The following is a 22,857-nucleotide window of genomic DNA, read 5'->3' on the forward strand; positions in this document are numbered from 1 at the left end:
TCAACTACCCCACCTACTTCGCTCACCCCGAGGAGTTCGCTCGTGGAGGGTGGGGCTTGTCCATGAACTCAGCCTCGAACCCGTCCGGGTGGGCGGTGAATCCGCCACTTGGCGTCATCGTTCCAGACTTCAGGGCAAGCTGACTGTTGCCCGTCCGCCGAGACGACTGTTGGCCCCGACGGACATACCGCAAACCAGTATTCTTTGCCGCGTTGTAGTCCGCGTTCGCTTCCGACTCGCATTTCACGCATCGGAAGTCGTTTCGAGTCGGGCGATTCTCGTCCGCCGTGAATCCACAACCGTATCGTCATCGAACAGTGTCATGGTCCGAGTGTCGTACTTCACCGTGGGTGCGGTGAACGTCGGCTTGCTCACCTGCTTGCCTTTGGACCGGCGTTCAATAAGCCGGTGATAGCTTGGGCAGCTTGGTGGGTGGCAAGAATCGCGTGCTGACTCCCGAGGTCACCTCCCTACTTACTCGCTTCGCTCGTTCCTTGAGAAAGGGGACTCCGCGCGACCGCTTCAGTTGAAATGCACCCGACGGGTCTCGACCGGTCGTGGTGAGAATTTTACACGAATGGGATTCGGTGACGAGGTCCGATCGGCAGTTTTACAAATTAATCTTCAATAAATAAAACGTGCTTGTATGACGACGGCCAAGATCGGATACGATTGCGACCGCGCCTCGACTGCGCGCGACGACCCCCCGAGTTGCCCATGAACGAACGGACCGAACAGCACCGCGAGCGCCTCGAGGCGCACGTCTTCGTCTGCCTGAACGACCGCGATTCTACACACGCCAGTTGTGCGGCAGCCGGTGGTGAGGAGACGCACACCGCCGTCACGGAGTGGTTGCGCGAGCGGGACGCCTACTGGACGGCGGTGTCAGTCAGCACGACTTCGTGTCTGGGACTCTGTAGTGAGCGCGGGGCCGCGATTACGATCCAGCCGCGAAACACGTGGTACTCCGACGTTACGCCAGCCGACGTCCCCGACCTGCTCGAGTCCGAATTCGGCGCTGACGCGGAGCGCGTCCGCGACGACAGGTGAGCGTGCGGACGCGGATGGCAGTGGCAGCCGTCGCTCGATTCCGGGTTCAGTAGCACCCCGGTCGACTCACCGATTCGTTTCCGTACAGATTCTCCACGCGCAGGAGTGCTCGCAGACCCTGGAACCGGGGCCATCGTCGACACGTACGATTATGGGGGTCGACCGCAGAATTGACACTAATGACAGAGACACCCTCAAGTGGGGTGGCAGCGGAACTCAGCGATTTCGTCGCCGCGCTCACGACCGAATCTATTCCCGACGAGGCGCTCAGATCGGCCGAGCGAGCGATCCTTGATACCGTCGGCGTAACGCTCGCCGGAGCCGATACCGACGTGGGGACGGTCTCCGTGGCCGCGGCCGCCACAGAGTCCGGCGAGACGACGGTCCTCGGACGCGACGACCGATTGCCACTTTCCGATGCCGTCTTCGCAAACGCGTCCGCAGGCCACGCACTGGATTTCGACGACGTCGCCCTGGCCGCGATGGACGGGCACCCGAGCGTTCCGATGGTCGCCCCGCTGCTGGCCATCGGTGAACGGGAAGGTTCGACGGGCCGGGACCTGTTGGCCGCCTACGTCGCCGGGTTCGAAACGCAAGGCTACCTCTCGCGACCGATCAGCCCCGGCCACTACGAAGGGGGATGGCACGCCACGTCGACCATCGGCCTCTTCGGGGCCGCGGCCGCCGTCGCCAGACTGCTCGAACTGACCCCTGAACGCATCGAACACGCGCTCAACATCGCCGCCTCGATGCCGGCCGGCCTCAAGCGCAATTTCGGCACGACGACCAAACCGATCCACGCCGGTCAGGCCGCGCGATCCGCAACGACAGCGGCGTTGCTTGCCGCCGAGGGGGCGACGGCAGATCCGACGGCGATCGACGGCGACCGAGGGTTCTTCGACCTCTACCGGGGCGAGACACGGCCCGACCTCGAGCGACTGCCCGACCTCGGGTCTCGTTGGGCGCTGCTCGAGGACGGCATCGACGTGAAAAAATATCCCTGCTGTTATTACACTCACGCAGCGATCTATGCCGCGACCGGGATCGCGGAGACCACCGACGTCCAGGCCGACGACATCGACGACGTCATCGTGACCGCCTCCCAGGGCGCCGCCGACGCGCTCGCCCACGACGATCCCGAGACGGGACTCGAGGGCAAGTTCTCGATGCCGTACCTGATCGCCAGTGCCATCGTCCGTCGAGGGGTCGGCCTGTCCGCGTTCGAAGACGATCGGATCGACGAACCGGCGGTGCAGGCCGTCCGCGAACGCGTCACCCTGACGGTCGACCCCGACCTGCCGTACGATTCGAACGCCGCGCACGTCGCCGTCACGGACCGCACGGGAGACGTATACGAGCGCATGCAAGAACGACCGCCGGGGACACACGACGATCCGCTCTCGAGCGACGAACTCCACGAGAAATTCGGAATGTGCGCCAAATATGCGCCGGGTTCGGTCGCGGTCGACGAGGCGGTGTCAGCCCTGAACGATCTCCGGACGGTCGATGACGTGAGGGGCGTCTTGGAGTCGCTCTGATTCGGAGATCCGACACAGTCTCTCGAGGCAGGTCGCGCGACGGACTCTCGAAGACGGTTACGCGGCGGTATCTCGAGGCGGGATCGGTGGCGATCACTTCCGTAATTTCGAGACGTTTACCTAGCAGCCGTTCCGATTGCAACCAATGACGCTGTACTCGCGTGTGCGCCCCTTCGCGTTCACACTGCCGGCCGAGACGGCCCACGATCTCGGCAAGCGAACGCTCCGGGTGGCACAGTCGACCTGGGCGACGCGGACGGCCCTGTCCGCCGCATACCAGTTCGAGCACCCGGCACTCGAGTGCGATCTGTTCGGGACGCAGTTTCCGAACCCCGTCGGTATCGCCGCCGGCTTCGACAAGAACGCAGAGGTGACTCACGCACTCGCGGCGCTCGGCTTCGGCTTCGTCGAAATCGGAACCGTCACGCCGTATTCCCAGTCCGGGAACGACCGGCCACGGCTGTTCCGACTGCTCGAAGACGAGGCGATGATCAACCGAATGGGTTTCAACGGTCAGGGAATGGAACGGGTCAAGTCGCGGCTCGAAGCCGACGGGACGCCCCAGATACCCCTAGGTGTGAACATCGGCAAGATGAATTCCTCGAACGAGCGCGAGGCGATCGAGGACTACCGTCGTGTCTTCGATCGGCTCTCCCCGTTCGCCGACTACGTCGTAGTAAACGTCTCCTGTCCGAATACGCCTGACGAGTTCGACGAGGGATCGCCCGAGCACCTCCGTTCGATCTTCGAAACACTCGAGACGGAAAACGAACGCGGGGTGCCGATTCTGGTAAAGATCGGTCCCGACTCGCCCGAGGAGTCGATGTTCGACCTCGTCGATATCGCCCGGGAGTTCGACCTCGACGGCATCGTCGCGACCAACACCTCGACGAGCCGTACCGGCCTCGAGTCACCCCGACGGGAGGAGTGGGGCGGGCTCAGCGGTAAGCCGCTCCAGGACCGCTCGACCGAGGTCGTCCGATCGCTGGCCGAGTACATGGACGGCGAGCTACCGATTGTCGGGATCGGCGGCGTCGACTCCGCGAGAAGCGCGTACGAAAAGATTCGGGCCGGAGCCTCGCTCGTCGAGTTGTATACCGGATTCGTGTACCGGGGACCATCGACAGCGAAGCGAATCAACCGCGGACTCGTGGCGTTACTCGAGCGTGACGGCTTTACGTCAGTCGAAGAGGCGGTCGGCGCGGATCTGGACGACTGATGGACGATTGATGGACGCAGGTCCGTCTCACGGCAGTTTGTGGGTTAATGTGGGTGGCTCGGCACGTGAGTCGAATCGGGACGACCGAGACCCATCTCGGTGTTATTCGACGTCGACGCGCGTTCCGTACCCTGCCTCGCCGACCACATCGCCGTCCGCCGCGACCACCTCGCCGCGAACGACTGTCGCCACCGCTTTTCCGACGAACGACTCGCCCTCGAACGGCGTTACCGAATTCTTCGAATGGAGGGCAGCGCGGTCTTCGAGGGTCCACTCAAGAGCCGGATCGACAATCGTGAAATCGGCATCGGTGCCGACCTGCAGCGATCCCTTCTGCGGATACATGCCCCAGATCTGGGCCGGCCGGGTCGAGTGTCGGCGAACCCACCCCTCGAGCGTGAGTCGGCCCTGATCGACGAAGGTGAGCATCGCTGGCACCTCGGTCTCGAGGCCGACGAATCCCGAAATCGCGTTCCACGTGTTCCCGAACGGATCGTCGACCAGCTTCTCTTCGGGGGTGTGTGGCGCGTGATCGGTGGCGATGCAGTCGATCGCGCCGTCGTCGACGCCGACCGACCAGAGTTTGTCGTGCTCGGAAGCGTCCCTGATGGGGGGCTGAACGCGCGCGACGTTGCCTTTCTCGTGCATCACGTCCTCGGTGAACCAGAGGTAGTGCGGGGTCGTCTCTGCGGTCACGTCGACGCCGCGGTCTTTTCCGCGGGCGACGGCCTCGGCGGCCGAACCCGACGAGACGTGAAACATGTGAATTTTCACACCAGTTTCCTCGGCGAAGGTGATCATTCGCTCGACGGCCTCGCGCTCGGCGATCACGGGCCGCGAGTGAGAGTGATCGATAGGATCGTTTCGTCCCTCGTCCTCGAACTTCGTCGTGTAGTAGTCGATGATCTCGCCGTTCTCTTCGTGGAATCCGAGCCGTTTGCCCGTTTCGCGGACTCGTTCCATCGCTTCGAGGATCTCGCCGTCGTTCGGCGGCGGGACGTCGCCGACGGTCGAGCCAAGGAAGATTTTGTACCCGACCGCGCCGGCCTCGTCGATCGCCGGTATCAGGTCCAAATTTTCGGACGTCACGACCGCGTAGCTCTGAAAATCGACGTGAGCCGACGCTTCGCCGCGCTCGAACTTCACCTCGAGGTGCTTCGCTCGATCGATGACCGGGTCAGTGTTCGGCATCCCGACAACGGTCGTCACGCCGCCTGCGGCGGCCGCTCTCGTCGCGGACTCCCAGTCCTCCTTGTACTCGAGGCCCGGTTCGCGGTTGTGGATGTGGCAGTCGACGATTCCCGGCACGAGGACGTTTCCGTCGCCGTCGAAAACGCGATCCGCCTCGGGAAGCCGGTCGCTCCGACCGACGGCGACGATGGTTCCGTCTTCGACGGCGACACCCGCGTTAGCGGTTCGGCCCGCGGGCGTGACGATGGTACAGTTGCGCACGACGAGATCGACGGTCATTGCCGTGGAGTTGCCGAGGGCCGGGCATATAGCTTCCCCAAACTGATCGTATTCCCGTTCCCTGACCGCCGCCCGTCCGATATGTGATGCCGCCAATCGGGCAGAGTGACGATGCGCCACACGGCCGATACCGACGACCCGCTCGCGTCGTGGGTCGAATCTAAAATTCGAGCGGGCGGGTTCTCGCTCGAGACCGAACCTGCGCTAGTCCGCTTCCTGTTGCTGACGCGTGCGGTGCTAGATGATGAGATCCGGTGTCACCGAACAGCCACAGGACCGACGGTGCCGGTGTCGGGTCCCCTGGCAATGATCGTCGCGACCAGTCGGCCACAGCGCAGACACTCGAGAAGGGACGAGGACGGTTCGCCGGTCGAATCCTGCTCGTTATCCGCCCGACAATACTCACTCATAACGACCTGCACCCGGGGTCCGTTTTGGATTCGAAAGTGGCGGCGTCGCTGCTCGAATCGGGCGACACTGTGGTCTTTCAGGATAGTTATATCCCGGTAGTATGTCCGCAATCATGCTTGCCAAGCCGAGGGGCTTTGGAAGCCAGTCTCGGGTGTCCCCGCACCCAGGACGTTTGTGAAGCGTCCCATTTCTCGAGGCTGGCTTCCGTCCGAATCGTTGACCTAGTGTTACTTGTAAGAATTATGGTCAGTTGAGTCGAACAGAAGACGGCAGCGACGGCAATCGACGGGACTTCTCGGACACAAGCGGACGGCGAAGCGAGCCGGTGTACAACGAAGAGTCGACGGGAGTCCGGGGGTGGCGGCCTCGAGAACTCCCGCCGTTCGTGTGCAACGCCCTCGAGAGCGCAACCCTCTCGACCGTAAGCTGGGCCTTCCAGCGCCTCAGACACTGAATACGCGGGGGTACGAGTCCAATACTAAACAGCGAGGTACTGGTAGCACGCGGTGATGGACACGCCAGCGATCAGCGACAGAACGATACTCGTGACCGGCGGTGCCGGCTTCATCGGTAGCCACCTCGTCGACGCCTTGGCCCCGCACAACGAGGTCCGGGTCATCGATACGTTCGCGACGGGCGACCGAGCCCACCTTCCTGACGACGTGACGGTGATCGAGGGCGACATCGGCGATCCAATCGCCCTTCAGCGGGCCGCCCGAGGTGTCGACCTGATCTTCCACCACGCCGCGCTGGTCAGCGTCTCTCAGAGCGTCGACGCGCCGCGCCAGAGCAACCGCACGAACCTTGAGGCCAGCCTCCTCGTCCTTGAGCAAGCCCGTCAGGAGGATGCGCGGGTCGTCGTCGCCTCGAGCGCGGCCGTCTACGGCCACCCAGAGGAGTTACCGGTCTCGGAGTCGGCATCGACGAATCCGCCGTCACCGTATGGGATTCAGAAGCTCGCACTCGACCAGTACACGCGCCGCTACGAGGAACTCTACGGTCTTCCGACCGTGGCGTTGCGGTACTTCAACGTCTACGGTCCGCGCCAGCAGGGACCGTATAGCGGCGTCATCTCGACGTTCCTCGAACAGGCGCGAGCCGGGGACCCGATCACCATCGAGGGGGACGGCCAGCAGAGCCGCGACTTCGTCCACGTCAGCGACGTCGTGCGTGCGAACCTTCGTGCGGCGACGGTCGACGCGGTAGGCGAAGCGTACAACGTCGGGACGGGAGAACGAACGACCGTCCGGGAACTCGCTGAGACGATTCGAGACGCGACGGGGTCGTCATCGCAGATCGTGCACCGCGATCCTCGGGCTGGCGACATCAGACACAGCGGGGCGGATACCGCGAAGGCGACCCGAAAGCTCGGATTCGAAGCACGGATCAATCTCGAATCGGGAATCCAATCGCTGGTCGAGGCCGACTCGGCGGCTTCGACCGGGAAGGACGTAGGCTCGCCACCGGAAACGAACTCCGAAAGCGGAACCTACAGCTAATTCCCGTCGAAAAACCGGGTCGTACCGAGCGATCGACGTCGATCGTGTCCGATTGCTCGAGAGTCAGTGAAGCGATCACTTACTGACTGAATCCAGAGCGAATCCGCGCTAACCGTTTCAAACGTCCAGTCGAGTTTATTCGGTCTGTCGAGCAAAGGCTGCCTATACCATGCCTGGAACGTATTTTCGTCGACAGAGACAGGCGACCTACCGTCCTGCTCTCCCGACCGAGGGCGATGGAATAAGGGGGGAGCGTTGAGATGCGGGACGGTCTCGGCGTCTCGCCCGGGTCTCATCCGAGGCCCATCAGCGGCAACGGATTTACGTTCGAAATCATATATAATCGAAATAATAACAGCACATGGGTTATAAAAAGGGATTTGTGGAACGGTAACGACGGTATCAGATATGAATCATAATAACACAGCTCTTCGTCAGCCATGAGTATCTGCCGACGAGTTTCCACAGCTGTCGATACGCTCGAGGCCCCGACCGGTGGGGTAGTCGCGTCAGCTACTGTCGCGAGTTCGGAGCAGGGAATCGTTCCGGAACCCGTGCTACCGCTTCAACTCGACGGAAGCGCACACATCGCTGCGCTCGTCGGTATACTCGCGCTCGCGCTGCTCGGTGGGATACTCGTCGCTCGAAACCGATACGATCAACCGACCGCACTCACGACCGAGGCTGAACCGGACCGCGAAGAATTTATCACCGATCGAGAACGCGTTCGACAGCTCTTGCAGGAGAACGACGGTCGGATGAAGCAATCCGCTATCGTCGATTCCGTCGACTGGTCGAAAGCGAAGGTCAGCCGACTGCTCGCCGACCTCGAGGAGGACGGCCAGGTCACGAAACTCCGCCTCGGACGAGAAAATCTGGTCTGTTTACCGGGGCACGAACCTACGGCGTCAAAGTCACCGAAACACCCGACCGACGATTAGCAGCCACTGTGGCCGTGACGGTGAGGTCACCGTTCCTATCAACAACCGTTGTTTTCTTCGGACATATGCGTCACTGAATCCGCCGCTCCTGGACCGTAGTATCCAATTTCTCCGCGTAATGGTTCTGCTGGTTTATCCGCAGAAGCCACGACGGAATGGATGCCTTCACACGGCAATCATGAATGCACGCAATCAGCTACTCGTCGTAGTGACAGCGCTGATGCTCGTGTTCTCGAGCGGGGCGATGGTCGCGGCAGCGTCAAACGCTGGGGCCATGGACGAGGACACAGAGGTCAGCGACGACGAGTCCGAACTGACGAACAATGAAACGACAAACGAGACAGTAGAGGACGGCGCTGACGTCGCAGAGGACGACACCAACGAAACCAACGAGACTCAATGCCCGTGTCAGCCCGCATACGTGACGTTCGAGGATCAGACGACCGACGGTGACACGGTCGTCGTCCAGAACGTCACGCTGGCGAGTCCAGGGTTCGTGACGATCCACAACAGTAGCCTCCTCGTGGGTAACACCATCGGGAGCGTCATTGGGACCTCCGAATACCTCGAGGCGGGGACGCACGAGAACGTGACGATCACGCTCGACGATCCGCTCGAGGAAGACGAGACCCTGATCGCGATGCCACATCGCGATACGAACCAGAATCAGACGTACGACTTCGTCGAAACGGAGGGCCTGGAAGATGGTCCGTTCCTCACGGCCGACGGCGAGCCGGTGACCGACGATGCGGTGGTCACGGTGGAAACGGCCGCAGATGAGGAACCCGTCGACGACGAACCGATCGACGACAACGTCACTGACGACGAACCGATCGACGACAACGTCACTGACGACGAACCGATCGACGACAACGTCACTGACGACGAACCGATCGACGACAACGTCACTGACGACGAACCGGTCGAAGAACCGATCGACGACAACGTCACTGACGACGAACCGGTCGAAGAACCGATCGACGACAACGTCACTGACGACGAACCGATCGACGAGATGCCGATGGAGGAACTCCCGGCCGATGGAGACGGTGGTCCGATCTTCATCACCGTGGAAAACCCGACCATCGAGAACCTGAACGTCGAGAACGTTACCGTATACGTCCTCGTCGTCGGTGAGGATGTCGACGCTGATGAAATCGCAGATCAGGTCGACAATATCACCGATGAGGAGAACGTCACTGTGAAAGAGCCGGTCGACGAAGAGGAGAACGTCACCGAAGACAACGTGACTGACGAAGAGCCGATCGAGGAGAACGTCACCGAAGAACCGCCGGCGATAGGTGACAATATCACCGAAGACAACGTCACCGAAGACAACGTCACCGAAGACAACGTCACCGAAGACAACGTCACCGAAGACAACGTCACCGAAGACAACGTCACCGAAGACAACGTGACTGACGAAGCGGAAGAACCGGCGGTCGATGCGTTCAACGTCACGGATCTCTCGGCACCCGAGAGCGCGATGGTCGGTGAGACAATCACCGTGAACGCGACGGTCGAGAATCCCACTGACGAGGAGCGAACCGAGGCCATCCAGTTCCGTCTAGAAGGTGACCTCGTCACTGAACAGAACCTGACGCTCGAGAGCGGTGAGAGCGACACTGTCGAGTTCGAGGTCGACACCAGTGGCATCCCGCCTGGCGAGTACATCCACATGGTGCTTGCCGACGAAACCGGCGAGGTGGCGATGATCGAACTCACCGAGGACACCGACACGGAGGAGATAAACGAGACCGAAAACGGTGACCTCGAGAACGAAACGGACACCGATAACGAAACGGTCAACGAATCCACACCCGCGCTCGGATTCCTGGCCTAAGCGAGGATCGGTCTACTGGACAGAGCGTCTTTTACGCCGTCATCACGGAACGAACGACGGCATGCATTCTTTCGGGCTCCAGGGTACCGGAGCCCCGACTGCGCACGTCTCACTCCTGTTCTCGATGCTCGGTGCGATGCCCGACCGTCCCAAGTGGCCGCGAACCCGTCTGATCGCCTGCGACGACACGGCATGTGAACTACTCCGCCCTCCCGCGCTCGGGCCTCCCCGGCCCTCGCTTGTTGCGGACGGAGCGTCCTGTTTCTGTGTCGGAACGTGCAGGAACAGATCCCACAGCGTCCACAAGACGCTCCGCGTCTCGTGCGGCCCGGCAGAACGCCAACGGCGTTCTGCGGACGGTTCCAGACTCCACAGGCGGCTTCCCTTGACAGGTGGTTCGGAGTGTCCCACTCCTACCGGTTGGATACTCGACCACAACCGACGATGCACGCTTGTTGTCGCGTTTGAACACCGCCGGAAACGTGGTGAGCATCTTACTTTCACCTTCGACCAGAGGGAAATAAAGGTGCCGATTCACACGAAAACAAGACGTGCGGGCGCTGTCTCCCCTCCCTGCTCGCTTCGCTCGCTGAGGATAGCGCGGGACCGTCGGTCCCGCTGACCATGCGAACGGCGTCGCCGTGAGCAGAAGGGGCCTTAGCGCCCTCAATTACAGCGAAGACGAATGACCGCCTCGAGAGGGAACAAAAGTCTGTTCGACGGGAACAGATGGCTCTATTGAATCCGCAGAGGGCGACGGGATTCATTGTTTGACGGCTTGTTCGACGTTATAGACTGCGGCTACGAGAGTGATTTCACGGAACTGGCGATACCATGCACGCGCTCGGACGGCGGAGCCGTACGAGCGCTTGATCACCGAGTTCACGGTTTCACAGATTGAGCGCTGGTTGTAGAGTTCATCCTCTATCCGCGCATTGTGCGCGTGATCGTAGGGTGCGAAGACGCGATGTTTGATCAGTGGTCTTACTTCTTCAGCACGAAGCTCTTCGCGGAAGCTCATGTCGTCGTAGCCTTTGTCAGCGGCGAGGCTGAGCAGGTCGCCGGCGTTGCGCCGGGCGACCTGCGGCCCGATGTTGGTTCCGTTAGGCCACTTCGTGCTGCAGTGAACGTCGATAACCGCGCCCTGCGCGGTATCGACGAGAAACGTCGCTTGTATCGTCCGTACGTCTCGGTCACACCGGTTGAGATAGTGGGTTGATGCCTGTCGACGGTCGAAGTACGTGGCATCAATGGCGGCGTGACCAGACTGCTTGAGCAGCTCCGACGAAAGTCGGAGCAGCTCTCGCCAAATCTGCATCGGCGCTCGGTCAAACGACTTGCAGAGCGCGGATGGGCCGGGGAACTCGCCGCGCTCGAGATTGAGCGCGGCTCGTACCCGCTCCATCTCTTCGGCCCAATCGAGGACTTCTTCAAGCGTTGCTTCCATGTGAAGCCGAAGAAAATGCAGGACAGCGTGCTTCCAGCCGGCAACTCCGTTGCCGGCAGGATGGCTGATCTGCATCAGCGCTGCATCAGTAAGTTTTCGTGCGATCGACACAGCCTGTTTAACGAAGCGGAAGAGAGTCTTTTGCACAAAGCTTCCTCTTCCGCTTCAATTCAATCATTCTGACGACTTACCCTGACGCCGTCAGTGGATTCAATAGAACCGAACAGACCAGTCACCCGAGGAGCCGATAGAGACTGCTTGCAGCGACGGCGAGGTACACGAGGACGCTCCAGAGCACCACGTTGATATTCGAGATCACTGGGATACCGAGTCCGACCAGCGCGATGACAGCGAGTCCGAGCACACAGAGCCCGAGATGAAACTGCAGGATCCTGGAGTGGGAATCGCTGTGGCCGTCGACGTACGTGAGAACGTCGTCGAAGTGTCGGCCGGGCTGGATCGTCTTCGCATCCGAATCGTATTCGATCACGGCATCCTCCTGAAGTTGGGGAAGATGCGTCTGTTGGAGGGAAACGTAGACACTCTTGTAAAGGTTGTTCGGGACAGGCGTCGTCTCCGATTCGGTCGCAGCGATTTCGCTCGCGACGTCGGAAACGTCGATCTGGCCGCCTTCGTCAGCGAGTTGCTGGACGATGGCTCGACGTCGATCGTTCCCGAGGATGTGAAACACCTCACTCTCCTCGAGTGGTTCAGTCCTGTTCGTTTGAACTGACATCGATTAGGGAGAAGGGGCACTGATTCTCGAGGGACAGTCCACCACCAATGACCATGTGTCGCCTCTTCTCCCACCACTAACTTTAACTTTTGCAGGTTACGACACCGTCCGCGATAGACGACGCTCCGAGATCGGTCGCGCGATATCGTAGGAAGCCATTACAGTGAGAAGTCGTTACAGTAAAGAATTCGATCACTTCTGTCGAAACGATAACCGATCTACGTCGAGCCAATCGCCTCACCAGCGGCGGATGTCGGACGGTGACGTTCCGGATTCGGTCGAACGAGGTGGCCAGTGAGTCGGCTCGCTCCACTCGAGCCCGACCGAAGTCGGGGTGTATCGAAATCGAATACGTCGCGAGAAGTGGATTCGTCGGGCGAGCGGAACACAGAGAGTACGACCCTAATCGCCGGGGAGATGGCTACCGGATTGCATCTCCCGGTAGGTCGTACAGGACGGGCACCCGTGGACGACGTCGCCGTTGTCTCCGAAGACGCGAGCGAACTGCTGTGTGACGTGAGTGCCGCAGTTTTGACATCGCGCACCTGCTGTCGACGATTCCATGGGCTTCCAGTCGTGTTGTGGCGAGTTCATGGTTTTGGGGGTGTACACGGAAGAGACTCGTGCCGGTCAGCCGCAGGGCGGAACCGATCCAGCCCGTCTGTGGCGGCCACAGTGCGGCGATGAACAGCCGCCGTACTGCCACGAGACTCGTCCGAGCATCACCGTATCGAGAGGAGCAAGCGCGAATAAAGGACGTAGACCGTTCACCTGTGGAGCCAGACTTGGAACCGGGAAACTAATGCTTTCTGGCGGTGACACGGGAGGACCGTCTCATTCGATGGTGAATAGGGTGAAGCGAGGGCGATCGCCGTCAATTCGAGTTCAGCCGTGTTATGCAGTATTCGGGGTTCAAACAGGTTATTTCTGATTCGTCGAACTGTAGAAAGCCGAAATTTCCGGGCCGAAATACAATCTTACGTCGTGGAACGGAGTTCCGGGGGTGGATAAGGTACATCGTTATAAAATACCACTACGGCTTACCGATCGATGTGCCCGAATGTATAGAGGAATACTCGACAGTGGTGGACCCGATGCCGTCTGTTTCGAATCGTCCCCTCTCTCGGAGAGCGAACGGACCCTGCCCGTCATCGACGGCCGACTAAGACTATGTCAACGCAAGTGAGCAACACCCCATCGGAGTCGACTGCCAACCCGTCCGCACAGCTCGACGTTCTCGGCGACGACTGTGCGAGGACGATTCTCACCGCGACGAGTGAGGCTCCGAAAACAGCAAAGGAGCTGACGAACCGAACGGACAGTTCGTCGGCAACAGTGTACCGACGAATCAACAACCTCCTCGAGAGCGACCTGCTCGCCGAGTGTGTACGGTTCGACGATGACGGATCGCACACGACCGCGTACGAGGCGACGGTCGACGTCCTCCGCGTTCGGATCGACGCTGATGGTATCGACGTCGTGATTTCAGACGCGGGCGAATGACGGGCTGGCTAACCTGTCGGAAAACAGTCTCTTGAACCGCGGCGACGAACACTGGATGTGAGCATTCGTTACGTATTCCTTCGAACGCGACGTTGAAGACATCCTCCGCAGTCGCGTGACTCTCGCTGAAACAAACAATTTTGTTCGAGTAAAATAGTTTCAAATACCGATCGAGAAGCTGTACGATACGGATAACAAATATCTATTCAGTAGAACGGTCAGTGTGATTGAGAAATGCACGATCTGACCGGCTTCCAGCGTGACCTCTTGTACGTCATCGCAGGTGCTGACCGTCCGTCGGGACAGACCGTCAAAGACGAAGTCGAGATGTACTACAGTTCCGAAATCAATCACGGGCGGTTGTATCCAAATCTGGATACGCTCGTCAACAAGGAACTGGTCGAAAAAGGGCAACTCGACAGACGAACGAACTACTACGCGATCACCGATGCCGGTCGACAGCAAATCGAAGAACGTCGCGAGTGGGAAGAACAATACGTCGGCTTTTAGCGTTCTCGAGTAGCGCCGACACGACCGAGTGTTCGAGCAAGTACCTGCCACACCGTTTCGTGACGGTCCGGTGACTCGTCAGTACACGGTGTCTCGGTAATTCGGCCATAACAAAGCACGCAAGCGTGTATCGGCCAATGAAAATGGTAACCGCACTGTTCGCACGGAGATCTACCGCTGACCAGCGAACGCCGGTGTATATTCGATGAGCCATCGAACGAATACGTCGACGCGGTTCGGATTCGTCCGCCGCTATCCGTTCGATCTCGCGGCCGTTTCTGTCGCCGCATTGCTCGCGTACGTGATCGTGACGACCTTCGGGAGCGACAGTACCCTCCGACTATTCGCGACGTTCCCACTCGCGCTGTTTCTTCCCGGGTATGCGACGGTCTCGATCCTGTTCCCAGCCGGCAAGCGAAATGCACGGAGAACGGCGTCGACGGCGGCCGTCGCTCGGCCACGCGGGATCGACCTCGTCGAACGCGCTGGGCTGTCGTTCGTCCTCTCACTCGCGATCACCCCGGTGTCCCTCCTGGTGTTACCGCTCACCGAGTGGGGGCTGACCAGCACGTCGGTCGCCGCGGGGCTCTGTATCGGGACGGTCGTCATCGCCCAGATCGCCGTCGTCCGGCGGCTTCGGACGCCGGAAGGTGAGCGCTTTTCCGGATCACTTACTGCGGTCGTAGATCGCCTCCGCCGCGACGAAAGCGGGGGCTCGACGGTGTCGTCGATACTGCTCGTGTTAGCGATCGGGATGGCGATTAGCTCGCTGTTCGTCGGGTTTTTGATGCCCGTTTCGGCGGGTGGGTTCACCGAACTCGCACTGTACAGCGAAGACGAGGACGGCGAAATGGTCGCCGGCCGGCTCCCCAGCGAAGTCGAATCGGGCGAATCGATCCCGTTTATCCTCTCGATCGAGAATCAGGAGGGTGAACCCCAGGACTACACAGTCGTGGTCCAACAACAGGTCGTCGAGGACGGTGAGGTCGTCGAACGAACCGAGTTGAACCGCATCGACGCGAGCGTCTCGGACGGTGCGACGGAGACCGGCGAGCGGTCTGTGACGCCGACTGTAGCACCCAACCAGACGGTTCGGATCAGTATGCTCCTCTACCACGGTGAGCCGCCCGACGAACCGACGAACGAGAACGCCGACCAGGAGACCCACTTCTGGGTGAGAGTTACCGGAGGGTGAACTGTCCTACCCTACTACTCACCTGACGGCTCGCGCTTGAGGGTGGGACTTCCTGCTTTGAGGACGTTGTCAGACGTCGTCTGACAGCCTGTCGAGGTTCCCTCGACAACCGCGCTTAGCAGGAACCGAGATGGTTCCCGTCGGGAGCGCAGTCTCCACAAACGTGCGAAAATCCCAACTGGTTTTCGCAGCCCATCCAAATCAGTCTGCAGTTATCTCGGTGGCGGTCCGACTCCTCGCGTTGGCAGCCGGACGGCGCCAGACGATACTTGTGGGCGGCGTCCCTCAGTTCTTGCGTCCCTCAACGAGTTCGTCAAGTTTGCCACGGACGAAAGACGAGAGGATAAGGTGGTTTCCTCGACCCACTCGGCTGGGTCCTCTCGGATCGTGATGTTCTTCCGTCTCACTCGTCTTTCTCCCGTCGAAGTAACTTGAGCCGGCTGTTCGGCCGAGAAATCCCATCTCAGGAGAGTGCTGGAGTTCGGTTGCAAAACGGAAAACGGGTTCGACTCGGCTCGAAAACGAAAGCGCCGTCCGATCGGACCGACGAACGACGAGGGAAACGCGACTGCCGGTGGGACGACGGCGGTCGAAGTCGAGAACCGGTTTCGTCTGCCGATTCGTCACGCCGAACGGAAGAGCCGTCCGGGACGACGCGAGACGCGTTGGACCGCGGAGAGGACGAGAACGACGACACAGAGCGCCACGGCAACGACAGGGGCGTGGCCCGCCGTCAGCGGCCCGACCGCGAGGAACGACGACCCGAACGCAGCAACGCCGACTACGGTTACTGACGCATAGAAGGTGTGCCATGGCTGTTGGTCCTCGAGTCGACGATCGAGATACGGATCGAAGTGTTCCTCGTTCGGGAGCAATTCGATTTTGTGTGCGTCCGGATTCCAGTCGACGATGCCGTGGTCTTCGAGCATCGGGAGGTGGGTCTGGTACAACGAGATATAGACTCGCCGTCGCTGCGTTCGGGTCACGTCGTCGGTGTTCGTGTCGTTTTCCCAGGCGGCGACCTGCTCGACGAGCGGTGCGAGATCGCAGGTACGTCCCTGTCGTTTCAGATACTGGACCGTCCGTCGTCGGCGTGCGTTACTGAACACGTCGAACAGTTCGGCCTGTGTAAACTCGCTGTCAGCCATGTCTGCCCTCGTCATATCGTATCAGGTCCGGTTCCCGTCTGACGGGTGTAGTCGGATACCTCACAGCATCGAATGCCAGACAGTGACACTTTACTATCACTCGGCTACCCTATCGAAAGGAGAATATACCAGTTAGGGTCCGTGACTGACGGGATAGTCGATATATCGGGGAACGAACTCGCGGGGGACACTCGCTCGCTCCACCGAATCTCCGATTTGCGACGGATACGCCGAGGGTATCTCCGACCTGCTGTAGTTCGTGGCTACGGAACGCTCAGGACGGGGATAACAAAGCCTCGTTACCGGCTGTATCAGCACGATTGCCCACGCGGGTATCGATTCCACTATGAAACCACTACGCGACCGACTACGACGTCGATTAGCGGTTCGAACGAGTGCGACGAACCACCGTCGTCGCGTTCGATCGAGCGGGAACTACGGCGACCGAGACGGAAGGAGGCCATGATGAGCGAAACGGTGCGAGATGTCGTCCACGGTGACGACTGCACGATTGACGCCGACGCGACCGTCGGCTACGGCGAGTTCGCCGAACCCACCAGACTCGGTGACGATGCAACGATCAGGGCCGGGTCGACCGTCTACGGCGACGTGACGATCGGCGACGAGTTCGCGACCGGCCACGACGTGCTGGTCCGCGAAGAGACGACGATCGGCGACGATGTCCTCGTCGGTACGAAGACCGTCATCGACGGACGGACGACGATCGGCTCCCACGTCAGCCTCCAGACGAACGTCTACGTTCCGACCGACACCGTGATTGGCAGCAACGTCTTCGTCGGCCCGGGTGCTGTGTTGACAAACGACGAGTACCCCATCCGGACGGACGCGGGACTCGAGGGACCGACCATCGAAGACGGCGCGTCGATCGGCGCGAATGCGACCCTGTTGCCGGGCGTCACGATTGGCGAGAACGCGTTCGTCGCGGCCGGCGCGGTCGTTACCGACGACGTTCCCGCAGACAGTCTGGCCGTCGGGACGCCCGCGACAGTACAGCCGCTTCCAGATCCACTGGAGGGGGAAAACCAGATCGCATGACGGACACCGAACCGAACTCCGAGGCCGAGCGCATCGAAGCGAGCACGGACGGCGGAACGGGCGCGGAGACCGGCATCGACTCCAAAGCGGACGCGGCGACGCCGGTCCCGATCGCCGACCCCGACCTCAGCGCCGACGCCGTCGATCGGGTTACGTCGATCCTCGAGACCGGTCAGCTCGCCGACGGACCGGAAGTCCGAACCTTCGAGGACGAATTTGCGGCTTACTGCGGAACTGACGCGGGAGTCGCGACCGCGAACGGAACGACCGCATTGCACGTTGCCCTGGAGGCCATCGGACTCGAGAACGGTGACGCGGTGATCACGTCACCGTTTTCGTTCGTCGCGAGCGCGAACGCGATTCGAGTAGCCGGCGGGACCCCCGTCTTCGCAGACATCGATACAGAGACGTACACGTTGGACGTCGCCGACGTCGAACGGGTCCTCACAGAGCGAGACGACATCGTTGGCATCCTCCCCGTTCACCTCTACGGTCTCCCCGCCGATATGCAGGCGATGTGTGAAATCGCCGAGGAACACGACCTGTTCGTCGTCGAGGACGCGTGTCAGGCCCATGGAGCGGCCGTCGGCGGCCACCGTGTCGGCTCGTTCGGTGACGCAGCGTGTTTCTCGTTCTACCCGACGAAGAACATGACGACCGGCGAAGGAGGAATCGTCGTCACCGACCGTCAGGACATCGCCGAGCGGGCCGCGAGCTACGTCAACCACGGCCGAACCGAGAGCGGGACTGGCGGCTACGATCACGTCGACCTCGGCCACAATTTCCGCATGACGAGCATCGAGGCGGCGATCGGCCGCGCGCAACTCGAGCGCTTGCCCGAGTTCAATCGTGCGCGTCGGGAGAACGCCGCGGTTTACGACGAGCGACTGGCCGACCTTCCGATCGAAACGCCGACGGAACCGCCCGGCTACCGCCACGTCTATCATCAGTACACGATCCGGACCGACGACCGGGACGGGCTCGAGGCGACGCTCGCGGAGCAGGACGTGGGAACCGGCATCTATTACGGGACGCCAATTCACCGCCAACCGGCGTACGAGGGCGTCAGTACGGCCGCGGCGCAGCTTCCGCGAGCGGAGCGGGCGGCCGACGAGGTACTCTCCTTGCCCGTTCATCCGGGGCTGTCCGAACGCGACCGACGGATCGTCGTCGAATCACTGCGGGATCACTTCGCCAGTCAATGAGTACGGACCACCGAGCGGACGCGAGGACCGAAGAACCGATTCGAGCCGGCGTCATCGGCGTCGGCTCCATGGGCCGAAACCACGCGCGCGTCTACGACGAACTGCCGAACGTGGACCTCGCCGGAGTCACCGACCGCGACGAGGAAGTCGCGTTTCGCGTCGCAGCCGAGTACGGGACCGATCCGGTCGACTTCGAGACGCTGTGCGATCGCTGTGACGTTGTGACCGTGGCCGTTCCGACTCACGTCCACTACGAGACCGTGTCAGCCTGCCTCGAGGCCGACGTCCACGTCCTGGTCGAGAAGCCGATCGCGGAGACCGTCGAGGAGGGCCGACGACTGGCCGAGCAGGCCACCGATGCGGGACTGGTTCTGCAGGTCGGCCACATCGAGCGGTTCAATCCCGCAGTTCAGGCCGTCGAGGAGGTGACCGAGGATCTGGACGTGATCGGCGTCGAGGCAGAGCGGCTCGGCCCGCCGATCGATCGAACCGCCCCTGGAAACGTCATCTTCGATCTGATGGTCCACGACGTGGACGTGGTCGGCTCGATACTCGACGAGCGGCCGCACTCGGTGGCGGCCATGGGCACCGCAGACGGGCAGTACGCCACAGCCACGATCGAATACGACGACGTCGTCGCGACGGTGACGGCGAGTCGGGTTACGCAGAAGAAGGTGCGAAAACTCACTGTCACTGCCCGCCAGTGCCTCGTCGAGGTGGACTACCTCGAGCAGTCGGTATTGATCCACCGGGACTCCTATCCCGAATACCTCACCGACGATGGCCAGCCCCGCTACCGCCACGAAAGCGTCGTCGAGCGGCCCCGCGTGGAAAGCGGTGAACCGCTGCGGAACGAACTCGAGTCGTTCGTCGAGTCCGTCCGAACCGACACCGAGCCGGAAGTCACCGCGGAAGACGGGATCGCGGCCCTCGAGACAGCTCAGTTGATCGACCGACTGGCCATGGGACCGGCGGACGAAACCGACGACGAGCCGTCTCGAGAGTCGGAGGTGGAAGTCTAATGGGGGAGACATCGTCCGGCCGATCAGACCGTGATGGGGGTGACGAGACGCGACGGGGCGTCACCGATGACTCGGGAAGTAGCGCGACGAGCGATTCGAAGCGTGGTGCCACCGGCGGACTGTACGGCTCGAGACGATCCTCCGACCGACAGCGCGAGCGCCTGACCAACGGCGAGATCCCGGTCGCAGTCTACGGCCTCGGCAAAATGGGGCTCCCGTTAGCTGCGGTCTACGCGGAAACGACCGGGAACGTGATCGGCGTCGACGTCGACCCGGACATCGTCGAGACGATTTCCGGCGGCGAGAGTCACGTCGTCGGCGAGCCCGGGCTCGGGGACCTCGTCGCTCAGCAGGTCGACGACGGGCGGTTCACCGCGACGACCGACGGACCGGCGGCAGCCGAGGACGCGCGGATTCACGTCGTTATCGTTCCGACCCTGTTGGACAACGAGAACGACCCCGATCTGGCGACGGTCGAATCAGTCGCCGACGATATCGCGGCCGGACTCACCCCCGGCGATCTCGTGATCGCGGAATCGACTCTCCCGCCCGGGACCTGTCGCGACGTCATCGAGCCACACCTCGCGAGCGAGAGTGGCCTCGACGCGGACGAGTTCGGGGTCGCATTTTGTCCGGAGCGGACCGCCTCGGGGACCGCGTTGCGGGACATCCGTGGCCAGTATCCGAAGGTCGTCGGCGGCGTCGACGACGAGAGTACCCGGGCTGCCGCGATCGTGTACGACGAACTCTCGAGCAACGAGGTCCACCCCGTCTCGGACGCGACGACGGCGGAGGCGGTCAAAGTGTTCGAGGGAATCTACCGCGACGTGAACATCGGTCTCGCGAACGAACTGGGTCGCCTCGCGGACGAACTCGGAATATCCGTTCGCGAGGCGATCGACACGTCGAACGATCTGCCGATGTGTCAGCTTCACGATCCTGGACCGGGAGTCGGCGGCCACTGTATTCCTTACTATCCCCACTTTCTACTCGGCCGGACCAATGAGCCGATGGACGTAATCCGAACAGCCCGCCGCGTTAACGACGAAATGCCGTCCGTCGTCGTCGACCGTCTCGAGCGTGAACTCGAGCGGATGGGAACCGACCTCTCGTCTGCGTCAGTCGTCGTCCTCGGGATCACGTATCGCCCGGGTGTCGAGGAGACTCGCGCGTCACCCGCGATCGGCGTTATAGATGACCTCTGCGAGCGCGGCGCGGACGTTTCCGGAATCGACCCACTGGTCGATCCGGCCGACTACGGCGCACGTCCGGTCGGAATCGACGACCTGTCCGCGGAGTCGTTCGACGCCGCCGTGGTCGTCACCCCCCACGAGGAATTCGATCGTATCGACTGGAATGCCCTCGAGCAACTGATCGTCGTCGATGGCCGGGATGCGGTCGACCTCGACGAGACCCACCACCGAGCGTACACGCTCGCGGGCACGAGCGATGGCCGGCCACCGCAGAGGCATGGTGATCGTCACCGGCGCATCGAGCGAGCGGAGTCGGACGAGATGAACGCGACGGCCAACGGAGGCACGGATGTATAAGGACAACCGGATCGGCGTCGTGGTGACGGCGTACGACGAGGCGACGTTCGTCGGACGCGTCATCGAAACGGTGCCGGAGTACGTCGACCGGATTTACGCCGTCGACGATAGATCTCCGGACGAGAGCTGGGAGGTGATCCAGCGGGTTGCCGAACGGATAAACCGCAAGCGTGACCGTGAGACCGCCGAACTGGAACTAACGGTGGCCGACGGGGGCGACGACCGACGCGTCGTCCCCATCCGTCACGAGCAGAACCGGGGCTACGGCGCGGCAGTCAAAACCGGCTATCGTCGGGCCGCGGCGGACGGGCTCGACGTCGTCGCCGTAATGAACGGCGACGGCCAGATGGATCCCGCCATCCTCGACCGAATCATCGACCCGGTCGTCACCGGCGATGCGGACTACGCCAAGGGGAACCGGTTGCTCAGCCCGGAAGACAGAGACGACATGTCGACGTTTCGGTTCATCGGGAACGTGATGCTCACCGGGCTCTCGAAGTTCGCCACGGGCTACTGGTCGATCGGCGATACGCAAAACGGCTATACGGCCATTTCGCGGGACGCGATCGAAGCGCTCGACTTAGAGGAGATAACAGACCGATACGGGTTCCTCAATCACATCCTGACGCACCTCAACGTGGCCGGACGTCGGGTCGCCGACGTCCCCATGTACGCCGTCTACGGCGACGAGAAAAGCAGTATCCGGTACGCGTCGTTCATCAACTTCGTGTCCCGCCTGTTGCTTCGGAGTTTCTGCTGGCGATTGAAAACCAGGTACGTCGTCCAGTCGTTCAATCCGGCCGTCGTCTACTACGGCGCGGGGACCATCGGCTTGCTCGGCGGGTTTGTCGGCCTGCTCGGCTCGGTCGCCCGGGCGGTAGAGGGGAAAGACGGCTTCATCAGTGGCGTCTCCTCGTTCGTCGCCGCGTTGATCGGACTCGTCTCGCTGTGTACCGCCATCCGGCTCGACGCGGAGGCGAGCGAGGAACTGACGGTGTCGGGTGCCGACTGGGACGATGAACGTTCACCGGCGGTGGACGACGACGATTCAGCGGTGGATCAGTCGATCGAGTAGGACACGATATCCTCACCCTCACAGGTGGGACAGCTGGTCGTTCCAGTCGACACAGTCGTTCCGCAGTCGCGACACTCGTTCACGACGACCGAGCCGTCGCTGTCGTCGTTGCGTTCCGTCGCCGATTCGGAGGCATCGGTCCCGGACTTCGATACAGCGAACAGTTCACCGAGGATGGTAGACAGGCGCATAGAACGGGAACTGAACGCAGCTTTTCAGGAGACGTGCATAAGCGTTTCGTCATCTACCCACGGCTAACGTACTCGGCAGCATTCCGCTCGATCTGTTCCCGTAACTCGCGGAGCCCAGCTATGCGTCTACCGGTGAGTTTGATCGTCGCCGTGCCAGGCCCGTTCGTGGATATGTGTCAGGCGTTCGATGGCGATGTACGAACAGTCGCCAGTTGCGGGCTTCCACCTCGCATCTCTGGGATCGGCAA

The 22,857-nt window shown here is 61.5% G+C and carries 21 protein-coding genes and 1 pseudogene; 15 read left to right on the forward strand and 7 right to left on the reverse strand.

What is annotated here, in order from left to right; genetic code table 11:
* Positions 1–22 precede the first annotated feature (22 nt).
* Positions 23–298: pseudogene (locus NJU76_RS26940) on the reverse strand (zinc ribbon domain-containing protein); the annotation flags it as partial.
* Between the two features lie 419 nt (positions 299–717).
* Between NJU76_RS26940 and NJU76_RS00950 the strand changes: the two are divergent.
* From NJU76_RS00950 to NJU76_RS00960, 3 genes are all read left to right on the forward strand, one after another.
* A complete protein-coding gene (locus NJU76_RS00950; RefSeq protein WP_254530942.1) occupies positions 718–1,050 on the forward strand; it encodes a (2Fe-2S) ferredoxin domain-containing protein in 333 nt (110 codons plus the stop codon).
* 179 nt (positions 1,051–1,229) lie between these two features.
* Complete coding sequence (locus NJU76_RS00955; RefSeq protein WP_254530943.1) at positions 1,230–2,588, forward strand: MmgE/PrpD family protein; 1,359 nt, start codon at positions 1,230–1,232, stop codon at positions 2,586–2,588.
* Between the two features lie 145 nt (positions 2,589–2,733).
* A complete protein-coding gene (locus NJU76_RS00960) occupies positions 2,734–3,807 on the forward strand; it encodes a quinone-dependent dihydroorotate dehydrogenase (protein WP_254530944.1) in 1,074 nt (357 codons plus the stop codon).
* A 102-nt stretch (positions 3,808–3,909) separates the two neighbouring features.
* On the opposite strand, the gene NJU76_RS00965 is transcribed toward NJU76_RS00960, so the two are convergent.
* Complete coding sequence (locus NJU76_RS00965) at positions 3,910–5,277, reverse strand: dihydroorotase (RefSeq protein WP_254530945.1); 1,368 nt, start codon at positions 5,275–5,277, stop codon at positions 3,910–3,912.
* 661 nt (positions 5,278–5,938) lie between these two features.
* Here NJU76_RS00965 and NJU76_RS00970 point away from each other — a divergent pair.
* The 4 genes from NJU76_RS00970 (at position 5,939) to NJU76_RS00985 (ending at position 9,971) form a co-directional block, all read left to right on the forward strand.
* Positions 5,939–6,142, forward strand: a complete 204-nt coding sequence (locus tag NJU76_RS00970) for a hypothetical protein (protein ID WP_254530946.1) — start codon at positions 5,939–5,941, stop codon at positions 6,140–6,142.
* Between the two features lie 55 nt (positions 6,143–6,197).
* The gene (locus NJU76_RS00975) at positions 6,198–7,187 is read left to right on the forward strand and encodes an NAD-dependent epimerase/dehydratase family protein (RefSeq protein WP_254530947.1); all 990 of its coding nucleotides are present in this window, start codon (positions 6,198–6,200) and stop codon (positions 7,185–7,187) included.
* A gap of 440 nt (positions 7,188–7,627) precedes the next feature.
* Positions 7,628–8,128 carry a helix-turn-helix transcriptional regulator gene (locus NJU76_RS00980; RefSeq protein ID WP_254530948.1) on the forward strand — a complete coding sequence of 167 codons (501 nt, stop codon included), beginning with the start codon at positions 7,628–7,630 and terminating at the stop codon, positions 8,126–8,128.
* A gap of 178 nt (positions 8,129–8,306) precedes the next feature.
* The gene (locus tag NJU76_RS00985) at positions 8,307–9,971 is read left to right on the forward strand and encodes a DUF7282 domain-containing protein (RefSeq protein WP_254530949.1); all 1,665 of its coding nucleotides are present in this window, start codon (positions 8,307–8,309) and stop codon (positions 9,969–9,971) included.
* Between the two features lie 763 nt (positions 9,972–10,734).
* Here NJU76_RS00985 and NJU76_RS00990 read toward each other — a convergent pair.
* The 3 genes from NJU76_RS00990 to NJU76_RS01000 all read right to left on the reverse strand — a co-directional run bounded on the left by NJU76_RS00990 (position 10,735) and on the right by NJU76_RS01000 (position 12,718).
* Complete coding sequence (locus NJU76_RS00990) at positions 10,735–11,565, reverse strand: IS5 family transposase (protein ID WP_254530950.1); 831 nt, start codon at positions 11,563–11,565, stop codon at positions 10,735–10,737.
* A gap of 85 nt (positions 11,566–11,650) precedes the next feature.
* Positions 11,651–12,154 (reverse strand): DUF7344 domain-containing protein, encoded by a 504-nt coding sequence (locus NJU76_RS00995; RefSeq protein WP_254530951.1) that lies wholly within the window; start codon positions 12,152–12,154, stop codon positions 11,651–11,653.
* A gap of 402 nt (positions 12,155–12,556) precedes the next feature.
* Positions 12,557–12,718: a DUF7563 family protein gene (locus NJU76_RS01000; RefSeq protein ID WP_254530952.1), complete on the reverse strand. Its 162-nt coding sequence runs from the start codon at positions 12,716–12,718 to the stop codon at positions 12,557–12,559.
* 606 nt (positions 12,719–13,324) lie between these two features.
* Between NJU76_RS01000 and NJU76_RS01005 the strand changes: the two genes are divergently transcribed.
* The 3 genes from NJU76_RS01005 to NJU76_RS01015 all read left to right on the forward strand — a co-directional run bounded on the left by NJU76_RS01005 (position 13,325) and on the right by NJU76_RS01015 (position 15,362).
* Positions 13,325–13,657, forward strand: a complete 333-nt coding sequence (locus NJU76_RS01005) for a winged helix-turn-helix domain-containing protein (RefSeq protein ID WP_254530953.1) — start codon at positions 13,325–13,327, stop codon at positions 13,655–13,657.
* Positions 13,658–13,891: 234 nt separating this feature from the next.
* On the forward strand, positions 13,892–14,167 hold the full coding sequence (locus NJU76_RS01010) for a PadR family transcriptional regulator (protein ID WP_254530954.1): 276 nt from the start codon (positions 13,892–13,894) through the stop codon (positions 14,165–14,167).
* A gap of 205 nt (positions 14,168–14,372) precedes the next feature.
* A complete protein-coding gene (locus tag NJU76_RS01015) occupies positions 14,373–15,362 on the forward strand; it encodes a DUF1616 domain-containing protein (RefSeq protein ID WP_254530955.1) in 990 nt (329 codons plus the stop codon).
* 623 nt (positions 15,363–15,985) lie between these two features.
* Here NJU76_RS01015 and NJU76_RS01020 read toward each other — a convergent pair.
* Entirely contained in the window at positions 15,986–16,510 is a 525-nt protein-coding gene (locus NJU76_RS01020) for a DUF7344 domain-containing protein (RefSeq protein ID WP_254530956.1), read from the reverse strand.
* Positions 16,511–16,975: 465 nt separating this feature from the next.
* On the opposite strand from NJU76_RS01020, the gene NJU76_RS01025 reads away from it, so the two are divergent.
* The 5 genes from NJU76_RS01025 to NJU76_RS01045 are packed head-to-tail and all read left to right on the forward strand — an operon-like array spanning position 16,976 to position 22,418.
* Entirely contained in the window at positions 16,976–17,566 is a 591-nt protein-coding gene (locus NJU76_RS01025) for an acyltransferase (RefSeq protein WP_254530957.1), read from the forward strand.
* Complete coding sequence (locus NJU76_RS01030; RefSeq protein ID WP_254530958.1) at positions 17,563–18,771, forward strand: DegT/DnrJ/EryC1/StrS family aminotransferase; 1,209 nt, start codon at positions 17,563–17,565, stop codon at positions 18,769–18,771. The genes NJU76_RS01025 and NJU76_RS01030 overlap by 4 nt, the downstream gene beginning before the upstream one ends.
* A complete protein-coding gene (locus tag NJU76_RS01035; RefSeq protein ID WP_254530959.1) occupies positions 18,768–19,793 on the forward strand; it encodes a Gfo/Idh/MocA family protein in 1,026 nt (341 codons plus the stop codon). The genes NJU76_RS01030 and NJU76_RS01035 overlap by 4 nt, the downstream gene beginning before the upstream one ends.
* Positions 19,793–21,343, forward strand: a complete 1,551-nt coding sequence (locus tag NJU76_RS01040; RefSeq protein WP_254530960.1) for a nucleotide sugar dehydrogenase — start codon at positions 19,793–19,795, stop codon at positions 21,341–21,343. The genes NJU76_RS01035 and NJU76_RS01040 overlap by 1 nt, the downstream gene beginning before the upstream one ends.
* Positions 21,336–22,418, forward strand: coding sequence for a glycosyltransferase family 2 protein (locus NJU76_RS01045; RefSeq protein ID WP_254530961.1), 1,083 nt, complete (start codon positions 21,336–21,338; stop codon positions 22,416–22,418). The genes NJU76_RS01040 and NJU76_RS01045 overlap by 8 nt, the downstream gene beginning before the upstream one ends.
* Here the strand turns inward: NJU76_RS01045 and NJU76_RS01050 are convergent.
* Complete coding sequence (locus NJU76_RS01050) at positions 22,403–22,609, reverse strand: hypothetical protein (protein ID WP_254530962.1); 207 nt, start codon at positions 22,607–22,609, stop codon at positions 22,403–22,405. The two genes, NJU76_RS01045 and NJU76_RS01050, sit on opposite strands and share 16 nt — an antisense overlap.
* Positions 22,610–22,857: the final 248 nt, after the last annotated feature.

Origin of the sequence: Natrinema gelatinilyticum (genome assembly GCF_024266705.1) — an archaeon.
GTDB classification, from domain to species: domain Archaea; phylum Halobacteriota; class Halobacteria; order Halobacteriales; family Natrialbaceae; genus Natrinema; species Natrinema gelatinilyticum.